12 protein-coding genes are annotated in these 15,368 nt (G+C 43.1%); 3 read left to right on the forward strand and 9 right to left on the reverse strand.

Annotated elements, in window-relative coordinates; all coding sequences use genetic code 11:
• Positions 1–9: 9 nt before the first annotated feature.
• A complete protein-coding gene (locus tag DES35_RS01115; protein ID WP_037357794.1) occupies positions 10–510 on the reverse strand; it encodes a DUF4920 domain-containing protein in 501 nt (166 codons plus the stop codon).
• A gap of 129 nt (positions 511–639) precedes the next feature.
• Here DES35_RS01115 and DES35_RS01120 point away from each other — a divergent pair, with 129 nt between their 5' ends.
• Positions 640–1,713 carry a branched-chain amino acid aminotransferase gene (locus DES35_RS01120; RefSeq protein ID WP_037357797.1) on the forward strand — a complete coding sequence of 358 codons (1,074 nt, stop codon included), beginning with the start codon at positions 640–642 and terminating at the stop codon, positions 1,711–1,713.
• On the opposite strand, the gene DES35_RS01125 is transcribed toward DES35_RS01120, so the two are convergent.
• The 4 genes from DES35_RS01125 to DES35_RS01140 form a co-directional block, all read right to left on the reverse strand.
• A complete protein-coding gene (locus DES35_RS01125) occupies positions 1,700–3,169 on the reverse strand; it encodes a class I adenylate-forming enzyme family protein (RefSeq protein WP_037357800.1) in 1,470 nt (489 codons plus the stop codon). The two genes, DES35_RS01120 and DES35_RS01125, sit on opposite strands and share 14 nt — an antisense overlap.
• A gap of 371 nt (positions 3,170–3,540) precedes the next feature.
• On the reverse strand, positions 3,541–5,859 hold the full coding sequence (gene porZ / locus DES35_RS01130) for a type IX secretion system anionic LPS delivery protein PorZ (RefSeq protein WP_114365566.1): 2,319 nt from the start codon (positions 5,857–5,859) through the stop codon (positions 3,541–3,543).
• Positions 5,860–5,992: 133 nt separating this feature from the next.
• Positions 5,993–7,168 (reverse strand): sensor histidine kinase, encoded by a 1,176-nt coding sequence (locus DES35_RS01135; protein WP_244906309.1) that lies wholly within the window; start codon positions 7,166–7,168, stop codon positions 5,993–5,995.
• A gap of 12 nt (positions 7,169–7,180) precedes the next feature.
• Positions 7,181–8,278 (reverse strand): glycosyltransferase, encoded by a 1,098-nt coding sequence (locus DES35_RS01140; protein WP_114365567.1) that lies wholly within the window; start codon positions 8,276–8,278, stop codon positions 7,181–7,183.
• 32 nt (positions 8,279–8,310) lie between these two features.
• Between DES35_RS01140 and ruvC the strand changes: the two genes are divergently transcribed.
• A complete protein-coding gene (gene ruvC / locus DES35_RS01145; protein ID WP_037357808.1) occupies positions 8,311–8,871 on the forward strand; it encodes a crossover junction endodeoxyribonuclease RuvC in 561 nt (186 codons plus the stop codon).
• 80 nt (positions 8,872–8,951) lie between these two features.
• Entirely contained in the window at positions 8,952–9,842 is an 891-nt protein-coding gene (locus tag DES35_RS01150) for a 3-hydroxyacyl-CoA dehydrogenase family protein (protein WP_037357811.1), read from the forward strand.
• A gap of 76 nt (positions 9,843–9,918) precedes the next feature.
• On the opposite strand, the gene lpdA is transcribed toward DES35_RS01150, so the two are convergent.
• Genes lpdA through DES35_RS01170 form a run of 4 tightly spaced genes read right to left on the reverse strand, consistent with a single transcriptional unit; the run spans position 9,919 to position 15,344 of the window.
• Positions 9,919–11,316 (reverse strand): dihydrolipoyl dehydrogenase, encoded by a 1,398-nt coding sequence (lpdA, locus tag DES35_RS01155; RefSeq protein WP_037357813.1) that lies wholly within the window; start codon positions 11,314–11,316, stop codon positions 9,919–9,921.
• A gap of 19 nt (positions 11,317–11,335) precedes the next feature.
• Positions 11,336–11,872, reverse strand: coding sequence for an IS1096 element passenger TnpR family protein (locus DES35_RS01160; protein ID WP_037357816.1), 537 nt, complete (start codon positions 11,870–11,872; stop codon positions 11,336–11,338).
• 30 nt (positions 11,873–11,902) lie between these two features.
• Positions 11,903–14,098, reverse strand: a complete 2,196-nt coding sequence (locus tag DES35_RS01165) for a heavy metal translocating P-type ATPase (RefSeq protein ID WP_037357818.1) — start codon at positions 14,096–14,098, stop codon at positions 11,903–11,905.
• A gap of 25 nt (positions 14,099–14,123) precedes the next feature.
• On the reverse strand, positions 14,124–15,344 hold the full coding sequence (locus DES35_RS01170; protein WP_114365568.1) for a GAF domain-containing sensor histidine kinase: 1,221 nt from the start codon (positions 15,342–15,344) through the stop codon (positions 14,124–14,126).
• Positions 15,345–15,368 lie beyond the last annotated feature (24 nt).

The following is a 15,368-nucleotide window of genomic DNA, read 5'->3' on the forward strand; positions in this document are numbered from 1 at the left end:
TTATTTTGACTATTTAATAATGACGCCATTTGCCATAAAGGTAATACTGGTTTCCGGTTCGTTGATGGCAGCAATTTCTTCTTCAGATTTTCCAGCGTCATGAGCTTTGTGGCGAAGCCATTCTATGTCTTGTACTTCCAGTTTGGCATAGCCCTCCATGATAGCCGTATAACCTGCAGCATTCTTAGGTACAAAAAAATCATAATCTTTAAACCTTACCAGCATGCTCTGGCCATTACCGAGGTCCACATCCATCCAACAGCCTTTTTTTTGACAGCATGCGTTGATAGTTCCTTTCACTTTCACAAATACGGAGTCGCCCGGTTGCAGGATGGTAAGCAATTCAGATGCGTCGATGGCTCCTTCCTCTGTAATTTGCTCACCAAAGACTCCGGTTGGAGTCTCCGCTTCTTCTTCGGACTGGGCTGAGATTTGCTCAGTAGAATGGGTATCGCATGAAATAATATGAAATGTGAAAAAAAGAATAAAAATCCAGCTTTGAAATTTCATAAGTTCCTAATATTTAGACAGGCAAACTTATCCCAAAACCTCTTAATTTATCCTAATTACATTCAAAAAAATTATTGAGGGTTTTACATTTGTCCTAGGGGAAAACAGTTTTTGTAATACAATACTTTCATGAAAATCACAAGAATCAAAAATTCAAGGATTCATATGGTGGATTTTGATAATTTACCATTTGGAAAAGTATTTACCGATCATATGCTCATCTGTGAATATAAAGATGGGAATTGGGGTGAACCGGAAATATTGCCGTATGGTCCAATTCCGATGACTCCAGCGCTACATGCTTTGCATTACGGGCAGGCAGTGTTTGAGGGCATGAAAGCATATAGAAAGGTGGATGGCACGGTGAGCATTTTTAGACCAGAAGCAAATTTCAACCGTCTCAACCGCAGTGCAGAGCGGATGACAATACCAACTGTACCCAAAGAAATCTTTATGGATGGTCTTGTAGAGCTGATAAAACTGGACTACGACTGGGTGCCCTTTGGTGAAAACCTTTCACTGTATATACGACCATTTTTGTACGCTTCATCGGAGTTTATTGCAGCCCGACCTTCAGATTCCTACGTGTTTTGTATACTGTTAAGTCCTTCAGGTCCTTATTACAGTGGTAGCGTAAAAGTGAAAATTGAAGAAAGATATGTGCGTTCGGCAGATGGTGGAGTGGGTTTTGCCAAAGCTGCCGGAAATTATGGAGCTGCTTTCTATCCTACCAGACTGGCCCAGCAGGAGGGTTACACACAAATAATATGGACAGATCACAAAAATCACCATTTGATTGAAGAATCAGGTACCATGAATATAGCAGTGGTTATAGACGGTGTATTTAGAACCCCTGCCTTGAGCGAACGTATTCTGGCCGGTATTACACGCGACAGCATCCTCACTCTGTTAAACGACCAGAATTTTCCCATAAAAGAGGGGCCTATCACTGTAGATGAGCTGGTAACAGCCGCCCGGGAAAAGAGGGTTTCAGAAATGTTTGGCATGGGGACGGCCGCTGTAATAAGTCCAATTTCACATCTAGGTTTTAGAGATGAAGTCATTGAAATTCCCACTCCTGACAATGGCTTGTCGGCACTTGTAAAAAAATCACTGACCGATATTCGTCTGGGTAAGGTAGAAGACACATTTGGATGGATGTACGATATTGAAAAACCGGTACAACACCCTACATATTCCTGAGTTTTTTCCTATCGATTTTTCCGGTGTCACTTTTTGGAAGTGTATCCAGTAGCACCAGATGCTTGGGAATTTTATACTTCGCAAGACCTTTTTGACAAAACATCCTTAGCTCGTCGTAAGTAAGATGATGACCGGGTTTCAGGGAGATAAAGGCCTTGCCTGATTCTCCCCACCTTTCATCAGGCACCCCGATCACAGCTACTTCTGATACTGCCTCATGCTTCTGAATGTACTTCTCCACTTCGGCTGGATATACATTCTCTCCACCGGAAATAAACATGTTTTTGATCCGGTCGACCACATAGAGGTATCCTTCTGAGTCTCGATATATGACATCGCCAGTTTTAAACCATCCGTTGAACAGACTGTTTTGTGTGGCTTCTGGGTTTTGCCAATAACCGGGTGTCACAATTGGCCCTTTGAGCCATAGCTCACCAGTGCCTTCACCGGTAATCACCTGACCCTGTTCATCCACTAATTGATGGTCTACATAAAAATTCAAAAATCCGATAGAGCCGCGCTTTCGGATAGCATCCTCTTCTGGAAGTGAGGTTACATTTGGACCACATTCGGTGAGTCCGTACCCTTGCCTGATGGGCACGCCTTTCTCAGCCCACAATTGAATAAGAGTTACAGGCAAAGGTTCACCACCTACGATAAAATATTTGAGCTTGGAGAATTCTGCTGACTGAAAACCATCGGTCTCTGACAACATACGCACCATAGTGGGGACGAGCATAAAAAGTGTAATACCTTCCTGAAGAAGAATTTTGAGGCTGCTCTCCGGATCAAATTTTTTCATCAAGTAAACGGTACCTCCAAAGTGAAGCAAAGGAGTCAGCAAAACATTCCAGCCACCTGTATGAAAAGGAGGGGTTACAATGAGGGTGCTGTCGTCAGAGTGTAGTTTAAGCCTTAGAGCAGTGTTGATGGAGTTCCAAAAGAGCATTTTATGAGTGTAGATGGCGCCTTTTGGAAAGCCTGTCGTGCCACTGGTATAAAGAATAAAAATCGGGTCATCTTCGGCGATTTCAACAGATAAATCCGGGTTATAACCTTCGGATAGGGGAAATAATTCCTCAATAAAACTTTCCTTCACATCCGCTTGTACATCTTTCCAAAGGCTTTTCAATTCGGCTGAACAAAACACCATGCTACATCCGGCATTTGAAATTATATAGGATACTTCAGGGGGCGTGAGTCGGTAATTGATTGGCACCAAAATAAATCCGGCCTTCTGGGCAGCCAGAAAGAGAACAATATATTCAGCGCAAAATGCCGATAAGACACCTATTCTGTCACCTTTGCCGATGCCTGACTTCTGCAAATAGCCAGCAGTCTGACGTGCCAGCCGATTCAGCTGTTCATACGTAAATTTTCGGCCGGTATCGGTTTCCTGTAATGCAACCTTATCAGGCAAATAAAGACTCCATCGGTCTGCCCAGTCAGCAATCATAATTTTAAAAATGAATGGATTGCAAACTAAGAACACTGTCTCAATCCGTCAATTTCAGCCAACTGAATGTACATGAGACCCAAGGGTTTATTTGCCTTTTTAGAGATTAGTAAACTCCTGAAAGTTAATACGTACAATAATTTTTCACAAATCGGACTATCGATTACCAGGTTTGATATGAGTTATCTTAGAGAAAATAACTTCATCTTCATTTGCTTTTTAAATTTCATGAGCCACATTAGAAGAGTTGGATTTTCTATGTTCATCCGATGCTTGAAAATTTTCAGGTGTACTAAAATTATCTTTCATAAGTATCGGTTTAGTGCCTGAACCAAAAATTCAAAGGATGGAAAAACATCAGTTTAATTTCCTCACCGGACGATTAATATTTTGGCAACATAGGTATTAAACCCCAGTTCGTCGCTCATGTATGCAAGGTAAACACCAGTTTGTACTTTGCGACCTTTGAAGTCGCGTCCATCCCAGATGGCCTGACCTCCTTCAGCACGTGTTTCAAACACCAGATTTCCGGTCACGTCTGTGATTTTTACAAATGCACCTGTTACCAGGCCTCTGATGAAAATGGGACCTTCATAATCTGGCCTGACGGGATTGGGATAGGCATAGACATCGGTAAACTCTTCATTTCCTTCGGTAGCAGCTCCTTGATAGGCAACAATTCCTCTGTCAGTAGCGATGTACACAAGTCCTGTTTTACGGTCTATTTCAATGTCTAAAATGTTGTTTGAGGGAAGGGGAGAGTTGTTTCTATTGAAATTAAAAATCTGTTCTCTTCCATCTGCGGAAGTATAGAAAACCCCTGAATTTTGTGTGCCAAACCATTTTTTGTTGGCGCCATCCACGGCTACTGCTGTCACGATTTCCTGTGCCAAAAGAGCTTGTACGATTCCATCTTCTTCAAAAGTAATCCGACGAACATCGTAGTTTCTGTTGGGTTCAAAAATGAATCGAGGGGTATATAAAACAGCTACACCTGCTGAAGTACCGATCCATACGGCTCCGTCCAGATCTTCGGCGAAGGCTCTGACGTCAGCAGACGGCAGGTTTCCACTGCCTTCGAGTTGTGTGAGCTGATTCAGTTGGAGGGTCCCGTTGTCATTGAGTTTTGCCACAGCTATGCCGCGATTTTGAATGCTCATCCAGATCTGGTCCTCACGGGTCACAAGCATTCTGCCGATATTGGTATTGGTTCCTGCGATGGTACCCATTGGAAAGTTTTCCCAGACACCCTGAGGCGTCCTTCGGGTAAGAGGTCTGTCGCTGAGCGATGTAGCCGTCCAGAGATTTCCCTTCGAATCGAATACTACATCATAGGCTCGAATCTGGTCCGGTGCTGTGACCACGGGCGATAGCGCACCGTCGGTGTTGGAAGCGTTATAAGTGGTGATGTATTGCCCGTCGGAGATTTTAACAATCCCCTGTCCCCAGGCTGTAGCATACACCGTACCCGGCTCTGAATGGGAAGGGGTGATTGAGAGGATATCGGTTCTGTTTTGTAGTTGGGCGGAAGGGATGTGTTGCCAATCAAAATTTTCATAGAAATAAATACCCTTATTGTTGAATGTCGGACCCCATACACTGTTAATTGCACCAGGTGCGACCCATAACCTCCCATTGTGGTAGCGCATACGAAATACATCTTCATCGAAAGGCCCATCAGGAAGAAAGGTGAACAACCACCCCTCAGGATAAAAATATCCGTACAATCCTTCTAATTCGGATGCAATCCAATACCAGTTGCCATCGCGCGCCTGGATGGCTGCCATGGGTTTAAAGTTTGGATTAAAGAGGTTTCCGGGTTCAATATTTAGCCTTTTGGAGCGATTTGGCCGATAGCTCACTACTGAAAAATCATTGGTTACAAGTAATTCGTCGTTACAGACTTCGAGGTCAAAGTTTTTGGAAATAAACACATCGCTCATCCATGTCCATGTTCCGTTTTCCCGGATAAAGAGACTGTCATCGTTGGTACCTGTAAGGCGGTTGGCTACAATTTTCCCTCCCCAGTTGACAATGTGGTTAAAAGGTCTGGTGGTCATGCCTGGTTCAGGTGTCCAATTGGCAAAAAACACCAGGCTGGATGAGAGGGAAGCAGAAAAAACTCCAATCTCGGTTGCGGCAAATACTCTGTTGCCTGCTTCGTCAAAGGCAATATCAAACACTTCTATTTGCGAGCCATTCGGGCCAATGATAAGTGTTTCGGGAAACAGACGGTTCTGAAGGTCAAAAACTACTATGCCAAATCCCATACAGATGTAGGCTCGGTCTTTGAATATACGAATTTTATTGAGTCTGCGTCGTCCAAGAAAAATATTGGAACGAACGATGTCGCTGACATTACTTATGGTGTGTGTCGGAGTTATCAGGTCAATATTGCCGTTTCTGTAGCCTGCGATGACCAGGTCTTCTGGTTCGTACCAGGCCAGATGCTGAATGTCGATGTCGCTGAGACCTTTGCTTTTTGTCAGAGTTTGGATTTCACTACGCTCTTTTTTATCAATGATGATAATTCCTTTTTCGGAAGCAGCCATTACTTCATTTCGTGTTTCAGTTACTGCTATGGTTCGTCGAAAGGACACATGTTCGATCCATCCACCGAGGGGAAGAGATTGATTTTGAGCTGTAATTGAAGTAAATGCCAATGAAAAGATGACAATAGCGACTCTCATGAGGTGTGGAAAAATTCTCAAGCTTCAAAAGTAACGCTTATGAGGTGTTTTTAATTTTATAGTGTCCTGAGGAAGTTGGGTACCATTTCAACTTTAAGTAGCACAGAAAGATTTTTAGGATTGCTGTTGTCTGTTACAGAGTAGCGGGCAGGATTATTTTGAAGGTTGTCCCTTTACCAGGCTCAGAATACGCTACAAAGATTTTGCCTCTGTGATAATCGGTTATGATTCTTTTTGCCAACGAAAGACCTAATCCCCAACCTCGGTTTTTGGTCGTGAATCCCGGGCGAAAGATGGCTTTTTGAAGATGTCTGGGAATTCCTTTTCCCGTGTCAGAGACGGATATTTCGATCTTTTTGTCTTTATGTTCGAGGGAAATGGTTACTAATCCATGGCCTTCTATTGCATCCAAAGCGTTTCGGATGAGATTTTCCAATACCCATTCCATAAGCAATGGATTGAAGTAGGCCATTACGGGCTGTTCGGGAAAAATTTGCTGAATCTGTACCCGCTTTGGAATGCGGGATTGCAAATATTCAGTGCTTTCGTTTATGATACTTCTTAAATCGCCATAATCGAGATTGGGTTGACTTCCGATTTTTGAAAAGCGGCCAGTGATTTTCTGCAACCTGTCCAGGTCTTTCTGCATCTCGGCAACCATCAGCGGATCGTGTTCGCCGGTTTTTAAAATTTCCAACCAGCCAAGTAAAGAACTTAATGGTGTGCCAATTTGATGTGCAGTTTCCTTAGCCAGTCCGTTCCATACCCTGTCTTGTTCCGCCTTGCGTGCATTGCTGAAAGCCACATAAGCTAAAAGCATAAAGGATGCTATCACACCCAGCAGGATTCTGGGATATATTCTCAATTGGTATAATAGTCTCGACTCATCGTAATACAACTTGTTGAAAAGCCCGTCTCCGAGATCTATGGTGATCACGTTTTTTTTCTGCTTCATTTTTTGAAGAGTGGTTTTGATTTTGCGCTCCTGTGAGGAGGATAGATTATTGGTGCTTATGATGTTGTCCTCTTCATCTGCAAGAATGATCGGTATGGTGGTGTTGTTAATCAAGATTTTATTTGCCAGATTCAAATCTTCTCCCGGCTCGGCATAGGCTGCTATGTTGATGGCATCTGCCCAGAGTTCTACTTTTTTGCGTTCTTCGATGCGGAGTTCTTCAGCCAGACTTTCGGTATAATACAAAGTGACGCCTCCGATTAATACCATGAAGGTTAGGAGCACAATTTTCCAAAAGTTTTTTCTTGAATAAAAATGGGTATAGGCAGGTCCCGAACTAAAGATGTTTTTCAAATTAAAACAGATTTAGCCCCAACGTGGATTGGGATTGACAAGAATACGCAGAAAAACGATAGCCATAAAAATTGGGTACAACAATGTGGCAGCGGCCACTTGCCAGGGTTTAACTGGATGATGCACTTCTCGGGCGTATTTGTAAATAATCCGCACGTCTACCCATGCCTTTGTCAAGACGATCACCAATGCCATTAGAACCAATGGTACCGAGGGAATAGCTATAAAAAATATTCCGTAGGTCATCAATGAGCAGTACAAAACTAAAACCGATAGTAGAAGTGAAAATACATCTCGATAGTATATGGCCTTGCCTCCCCACCTCTGTCGTTGTGATAAAAGCTGACCTAATGAAATGGGCATATCTGTGACTACATACGATTCCCTGTAATCATTGAATCCGATGGACTCAGGGCCGAATTTCTCTTTGATTTTGTACAGTAAAATCACATCATCACCCGAAGCAAAGTGATGATATCCTTTATACCCGTTAACATCCATGAAAGCCCCTCGTCTGAATGCCATATGGCTACCGGAGCACATCACCGGTTTTTGCTTTTTGATAAGGACCTCACCTGCTGCCATAAGAGCCATAAAATCGATCGCTGCAAACCATTGTCCGTTGGCTGGAGCTACACGACCGCAAACCATTTGTATATTTTCATCGGAAAATGTTTCCAGGATACCCTCTATCCAACACCTTCCTGGACGTGTATCTGCATCTGTGCAAATTATTATTTCACCCCTGGCAATGGACACTCCATATTCGATAGAGCTTTTTTTTCCTCTGTGAATTCGGTCGACTAGTTTGATGTTTTTTTTACCATCACTCGCTAATTTTTTTCTGAGCTTCATAAGTGAATTTACAGAGCCATCATTTATCAAAAGGACTTCCACTTGATCTGCCAGTGGCAAATTTTCAAATGATGCCAACCAGACGAGCAGCTGCTCTGTAGCATCTTTGAAGGGAACTATTACTGTTACCTTTGTGCCGGTAGGAAGGATTGATTTCTTAATTTCTTTTGTGTTAAGAAATTTCCAGGCATTAGCAAAAAGGTTGATGTAATAAGCAAAAGGCAACAGTAATATAGTAAATAAAATCAACTCCACATGGTAAAGTTAAAACAGTCAAATATTGCATTATGACAATTAAAAAAAAAATTATTTTAGGAATTGATCCAGGCACTCAGGTAATGGGTTTTGCTGTAGTGCTGGCCCAAGGTCACAGCATAACTGTACTAGAGTGCAGTGCACTGAAAATAAAAGACAAAAAAGACCCACTGAATAAGCTCAAGACTATCTTTGACGAGACATTAAAAATAATTGATGCCTTTAAAACGGACGAATTAGCCATTGAGGCGCCATTTTACGGAGAGAATGTACAATCCATGCACAAGCTGGGACGGGCGCAGGGGGTGGTCATAGCGGCTGCCCTCTACAGAGATATGACCGTGGCTGAATATTCACCACGGAAAATAAAACAAAGCATTACCGGAAGGGGCAGCGCTACCAAACAACAAGTGGCCGCTCTTTTAAATGCTCAATACGCATTACCACCAAAGGCTGCCGGCTTGGATGCAACGGATGCTTTGGCAGTGGCTATTACACATTTGCAACAGCAGTCTGGAAAAGTCGTCGGATCAGGAATTTCCTCCAGTTGGGAAAAATTCATCAGACTACATCCTGAAAAGATTAAAAAATAGCGGAAAGCGCGACTCTCTTGATCAGCCGCATAGACGCCATCACTTTATTTTAGCCCAAAATTTTTTAAAAATCCAAGATAATGAAAAACATTGCTGTAATAGGAGCAGGGACCATGGGGAATGGAATCGCTCAGGTATTTGCATCCAAAGGGTACTCTGTGCACATGGTGGATATAAGTGAAGAAAACCTTCAAAAAGGAATGGCCACCATTGCCAAAAGTTTAGACAGAATGCTTAACAAAGGCGTTATAAATGACGTGGATAAAAATCAAACATTGGCCAACATTTCAACTTTTACAGATTTAAAAGCGGCTGTAAGCAAGGCGGATCTGGTAGTAGAAGCTGCAAGTGAAAATTTGGACATTAAACTTCGGATTTTCGCCGACTTGTGCGCTTATACACCTCCCCACACCATTCTGGCAACTAATACATCCTCAATTTCTATTACAAAAATTGCAGCGGCTACCAAAAGACCTGACAAGGTAATAGGAATGCACTTCATGAATCCAGTTCCTATCATGAAGCTGGTGGAAATCATCCGAGGCTACAGCACATCCGATGAGACGACCGAAACCATTATATCCTTGTCTGAAAAGCTTGACAAAATCCCTGTAGCCTGTAACGATTATCCGGGATTTGTATCAAACCGCATTCTTATGCCCATGATCAATGAAGCCATTATTGCGTTACATGAAGGGGTAGCTGGTGTGGCCGAAATCGACTCCATCATGAAGCTAGGCATGGCACATCCGATGGGCCCGCTGCAGTTGGCTGACTTTATCGGTTTGGATGTGTGCCTGGCTATCTTAAGAGTCCTGCAAGAGGGGCTAGGAAATCAAAAATATGCTCCCTGCCCATTACTGGTCAATATGGTGACAGCGGGCAAGCTGGGTGTCAAGAGCGGAGAAGGTTTCTATGATTATTCAGAAGGAGCGAAAGCTTCAAAAATAAGTAAAATGTTTTTGAAATAGTTTGTTCGTTTTAATAAAAAACAAAGAGCTGTCCGACATCGGACGGCTTTTTGTATTGCAAATCAGTAAAATGAATTTACATATGCAGAGCTCTTTTGCCCGTTGCATCGAGAGCTGCTTCTTTGATAGCTTCGGCAAAGGTGGGGTGTGCATGTGATATGCGTGCCAGGTCTTCGGCAGATGCTCGGAACTCCATGGCTACTACACCCTCTGCCACCAGATCGGCAGCACGTGCTCCAATCACGTGAAAACCGAGTATTTCGTCTGTTTCTTCATGAGCAATGATTTTGACCAGCCCGTCTATATCCCCGCTTGCACGGGCCCTTCCGAGAGCGCGCATTGGAAATGTACCCGTTTTGTAGGGGATTCCTGCCTCTTTAATTTCCTCCTCACTTCGGCCTACTGAGGCCACTTCCGGCCAGGTATAGACTACGTTTGGGATGAGATGGTAGTCGATGTGCGGTTTTTGACCGGCAATCCATTCCGCTACAAAAACACCTTCCTCTTCAGCTTTATGAGCAAGCATTGGACCTCTGACTACATCGCCAATGGCAAAAATGTGTGGTACGGATGTCTGTAAATGGTCATTTACAGGGATACGACCACGATCGTCCGTTGTCAGTCCGGCGGCCTCAAGGTTAAGTCCTTCGGTGTAAGGTCTACGTCCAATACTTACCAGGCAGTAATCCCCGGTCAATATAACCTCTTTTCCGTCGGGAGCTGTGGCACTCACTCTGACCTCCTCACCATTTCTTTCTACCGATGTTACTTTGGTGCTGAGGTAAAAGTCCATTCCTTGCTTTTTGAGCACCTTGTAAAGTTCTTTGCTTAGTGCTGAATCAAAAGATGGAATTATCCTATCCATGTACTCCACCACGCTTACCTTAGCCCCAAGGCGTTTGTACACACTGCCCAATTCGACGCCTATGACACCTCCGCCGATCACGACTAGATGTTTGGGAACTTCTTGCAGCTCAAGAGCCTCTGTGCTGGTAATGATGCGCTCTTTATCAATTTTGACAAAAGGAAGGGAAGAGGGCTTGCTTCCGGTGGCTATTACAATATATTTAGCGTTGAGTGTTGTTTCGCGCTCACCTGCCACTTTTACGGTATGAGGATCAACAAATGAACCAAGGCCGTGATACACATCTACTTTGTTTTTTTTCATCAGAAAACGGATGCCATCCACTGTCTGATTTACCACTTTGCGCTTTCGTTCTATCATCTGAGGCATATTGACCTTTGGAGTGTCTATTTCAATGCCGTGGATTTTAAAATTTTCGAGCGCATTGTGGTAGTGCTCTGATGAGTCAAGTAAAGCCTTGGAGGGGATACACCCCACATTTAAGCAAGTACCGCCCAGGGAATTGTATTTTTCCACTAGGGCTGTCTTAAATCCCAGCTGCGCAGCCCTTATGGCACATACATACCCTCCCGGGCCGGAACCAATCACTACAATATCGTACGAATCCATGTAATAATAAATTTATTGGTTAATATTCATCGGGGTCAATCTCGTGAAACCCATCCTGGAAATCTTCATCGTCTGGATAGTCTTCGTCTTCGTCGAAGAGAAATTCATCTTCTGATGTTCGTTTTGCTGATTTTCGGTCTTCCTCAGAAAAAAATCTCACCGGAGGCTCAGCGGGTAAGACTCCGATGCTGTGTATTAAGCCTACGGGAAGTGCAGGACCCTGCTTCTTCTTTTCAACATAAAAGGTCCACATGTTTAAGAAATCATAGACATACAACAGACGCTGATGATTTGTAAAATATGCTTCTACCGAAACTTCATTCATTGAAAGTGGAACATTGTCGCCCTCCCCGAGTGGAATGAGGGGTATTTCGTCTAATTGTTCCCAGTTTTCATTGGTGCGATAGAAAGAAGCCAGTTCACCTGGCTGTAGACCAAAACTTTGGATTATCAAGGTGTGAAGGTCTTCTAGGGATTTACTGCCTTCAATTCCTAATTCTCTGATTACATTAGAGTTATCATCGTCAAGGGTGACTAGAAAAACAAAATTCTCCATGCTCATGTATTGGATGGGGACAAAGGTAGCTTACAAGACCTTTGTGTCTGGAGAATGATTTCTCAATCTTAAACTGTTTGCCACCACACTTACACTGCTGAGCGCCATGGCGGCTCCTGCCCAATGAGGCTTTAGCAGAATGCCAAAGGAAGGATACAATGCCCCGGCAGCGATAGGAATAGCTAAAATGTTGTAAAAAAATGCCCAGAAGAGATTTTGATAAATGATGGTTCGAACCTTTTTGGAATATCCAAATATCCAGGCTATATGTTTGGGGTTATCGTCTTTGACAATTACCTGAGACGACTCAAGCGCCAAATGAGCTCCACTGCCCATGGCTATTCCCAGGTCGGCCGTTGAAAGTGCTGCGCTGTCGTTGATGCCATCACCAGCCATTGCTACTGTTATTCCTCGTTTTTTCCAATCATTAATAATTATCAGTTTTTCTTCAGGGCTACACTGGCTGTAGTAGTTTTTTATGCCTGCTTCCCGGGCTATCATGGTCACTGAATCATGACTGTCACCTGAAATAATACTTGTGCCAATTCCTAATTCCTCCAGTTTTTTTACAGCTTCTTTTATTTCAGGACGAATGCTGTCTGACAGGGTCACAGACGCCAGCACTTCAGTGTCTGTAAACAGGAAAAAATGACTTTGTTCATTTGTTGACGGTTTGCTTTGGGATTGTATAAGAATTTGGTTCATCCAAAGGCTGCTACCCAGATAATACTTTAAACCTTTATGGATGGCTTCAGCCCCTTTGCCTGGAATATATCGGACCTGGTCGAGTGCAATTTCTGGAGTGAGACCTTTGAAGTATTCCAACACAGCCCCGGCAATTGGGTGATTGGAATGCATCTCCATGGCGACCAGGAGTTGGTCGACAAAGGTTTTCTTATCCTGGTGGTAATAGTTGATATTTTTTATTCTTAATTTTCCTGTGGTCACTGTACCGGTTTTGTCAAAGAATACATGTTTCACAGTAGATGCGATTTCCAGTGACTGAGCATTTTTTATCAAAATTCCCCTTCGAGCTGCACTCCCGATAGCATTGACTACCGCTGTGGGTGTAGCAAGTCCTAATGCACATGGACATGCCACTACCAGCACTGCAAGGGTACAGGAGATCCCGGTGAGTAGAAATTCTTTCCCACCAAAAATCAGCCATAAGAGCAAAGTCATCAAACTTATTGTTAAAACCACGGGAACAAATACCGCAGAGATTTGGTCAGCAATTCGTTGTACTGCTGGTTTTGAGGACTTTGCATTTTCTACCAGTGTTAGAATTTTAGAAAATCGAGATTCGGCCCCTGTGCTTTGGGCTCTGTACGTAAAGCTACCATCTACGATCAAAGCTCCTGCAAATACTTGATGGCCTTTTTCTTTGGCTACGGGCAGTGATTCGCCGGTCAGCAGACTTTCGTCCACCCACGCATTTCCATCTTCCACCATGCCATCCACGGCCACTCTGTCGCCGGTTCTACCCAGGAGCAGATCACCCGGCCGAAGAAGTTGAAGGGGTGTGTGTTCCTCACGACCGTTGACTATTCGGATGGCACTGTCGGGAAGCATCGAGCTCAGCTCATCCATGTAGTCAGTGGCTTTCAGGCGCGATTGCTCCTCGAGAAATTTACCCAGCAATACAAAAGCGATGACCATCGCTGCAGGTTCATAGTACGTGTGTATTCCAAAATAGGGTTTTGCAATCTCCGGAAAAAAAGTGATAAGCGAACTAAGCAAATAAGCTGTTCCGGTACTGATGGCTACCAATGTGTCCATACCGGCTTGCTTTTTAAGAGCCATTTTCCAAGCATGTACAAAAAACCTTTTGCCCAGCAAAAGAATAGCTGATGTAAGTACCCATAGTGTAAGGTTAGCTGCTTTGTGATGTATCCATCCCATGGCAATGACCATTACCGGCGCCGACAGTGCCAGGCTGGCAAAGGTTTTTGTCTTTAGCTTCCTGAAATTCTCAAGTTCAGTTTCCCTAATTTTTTTGTGGTTGTATTCAGTGATTTCAAGGTCATAGCCCAGTTGTCTGACGGCTATTTTTAGCTGTTGTGGGTCGATGGTTTCTTCGTCAAATTCTACCAATGCACTTGCTGATGCGTAGGAAACTTCGGCATGTTTTACACCAGGTTGTTTTTTCAGTTCCTTTTCAACGGCATTGGCACATGCAGCACACGACATGTCCAGTACCGGGAAGGAGGCTTTTACCGTTTTCATTGTATTGCCCTAAGATTACATATCATCAGAAATTGTATAATGTAATAGCGAATTCACTTCCTTTACCGGGTTCAGAATAAGCTGTTATTTTTCCTCCCAGCATTTTAACCAGGTCAAAACACATTTTCAGTCCGAATCCTGTACCTTTTTCTCCATGCGTTCCGAAAGTTGATTGAATTTCGCTCATGGTATTAATGGCATCGAGCTGTTCTCTTGTCATTCCACATCCTGTATCCTTTACTTTTATAGTGATGTGAAGGTCTGCAGAGACTGCAGCCAGGTGAATTTTTCCGTTTTGGGTAAATTTTGTTGCGTTTTGAATGATGTTTCGCAAGATTATTTCCAACAGATCGCGATCAGTGTTAAGAATGATATCGGCAGGAATATCATTGATGAGTGTAATATTTTTTGAGTTGAGAATCAGCTGAAAGAGTTTTACAATTTCATCAACCAGTTTTTTAAGACTCAGAGGTTCTAAATTTATCGACCGGTTGGAAGTATTTAAACTCCACTTTAGCGTGTCATTTACCATTCTGAGTGTAGAACGCACCGAGTCAGAAAGTTCTTTGAAGGTTTCAGTTTCATCTGTCGGGTGAAGATATCCATTTGAAATTAAATCCAAAATTCCGTTGATGGATGTCAGAGGGCCGCGGATATCATGAGCCAATAGTTTCAGAGCTTTGCTGACAAAGTCGTTTTTTTCTTTTAATTCTTGTTTTTGCTTTTGGAGGCGCTCGATGAGTTTTTGTTGTTTATTGTTAATGAGTCTTAACTCAATGAGATTCATCACTTGTCGACCAAGTATTTCCAGTGCACGGTGTTGCAGTGGGGTGAGATCTCTTGATTCTGTATCGAGGATGCAGAGAGTACCTAATTTTTTTCCAGTTCGGGTTTTGAGAGGTATGCCGGCATAAAATCTGATACCGTCATTTATTACAAATGGATTGTCGTAAAATCTTTCATCCAGTAGAGCATTTTCAACTATAAATACTTTGTCCTGGAGAATTGCGTGGGCACAAAAGGCCAATTCCCGAGGTGTTTCATCCAAATCAATCCCTTTTTTTGCTTTAAACCATTGTCGGTTTTTGTCGATCAGAGATACCAGGGAAATGGGAGCTTGGCAAATAGCGGATGCAAGTTCTACCAATTGGTTGAAATCTTCTTCTGAAGGTGAATCGAGAATTTCATAACGATACAACTCTTTTAATCGCTCATCTTCATCTGCCGGAATTGGAGCGGCAATCATAATATCAAATATTTGATTCAAAAT

The sequence above is a fragment of the Schleiferia thermophila genome, assembly GCF_003337435.1.
In the GTDB taxonomy this organism is placed as follows: Bacteria; Bacteroidota; Bacteroidia; order Flavobacteriales; family Schleiferiaceae; genus Schleiferia; species Schleiferia thermophila.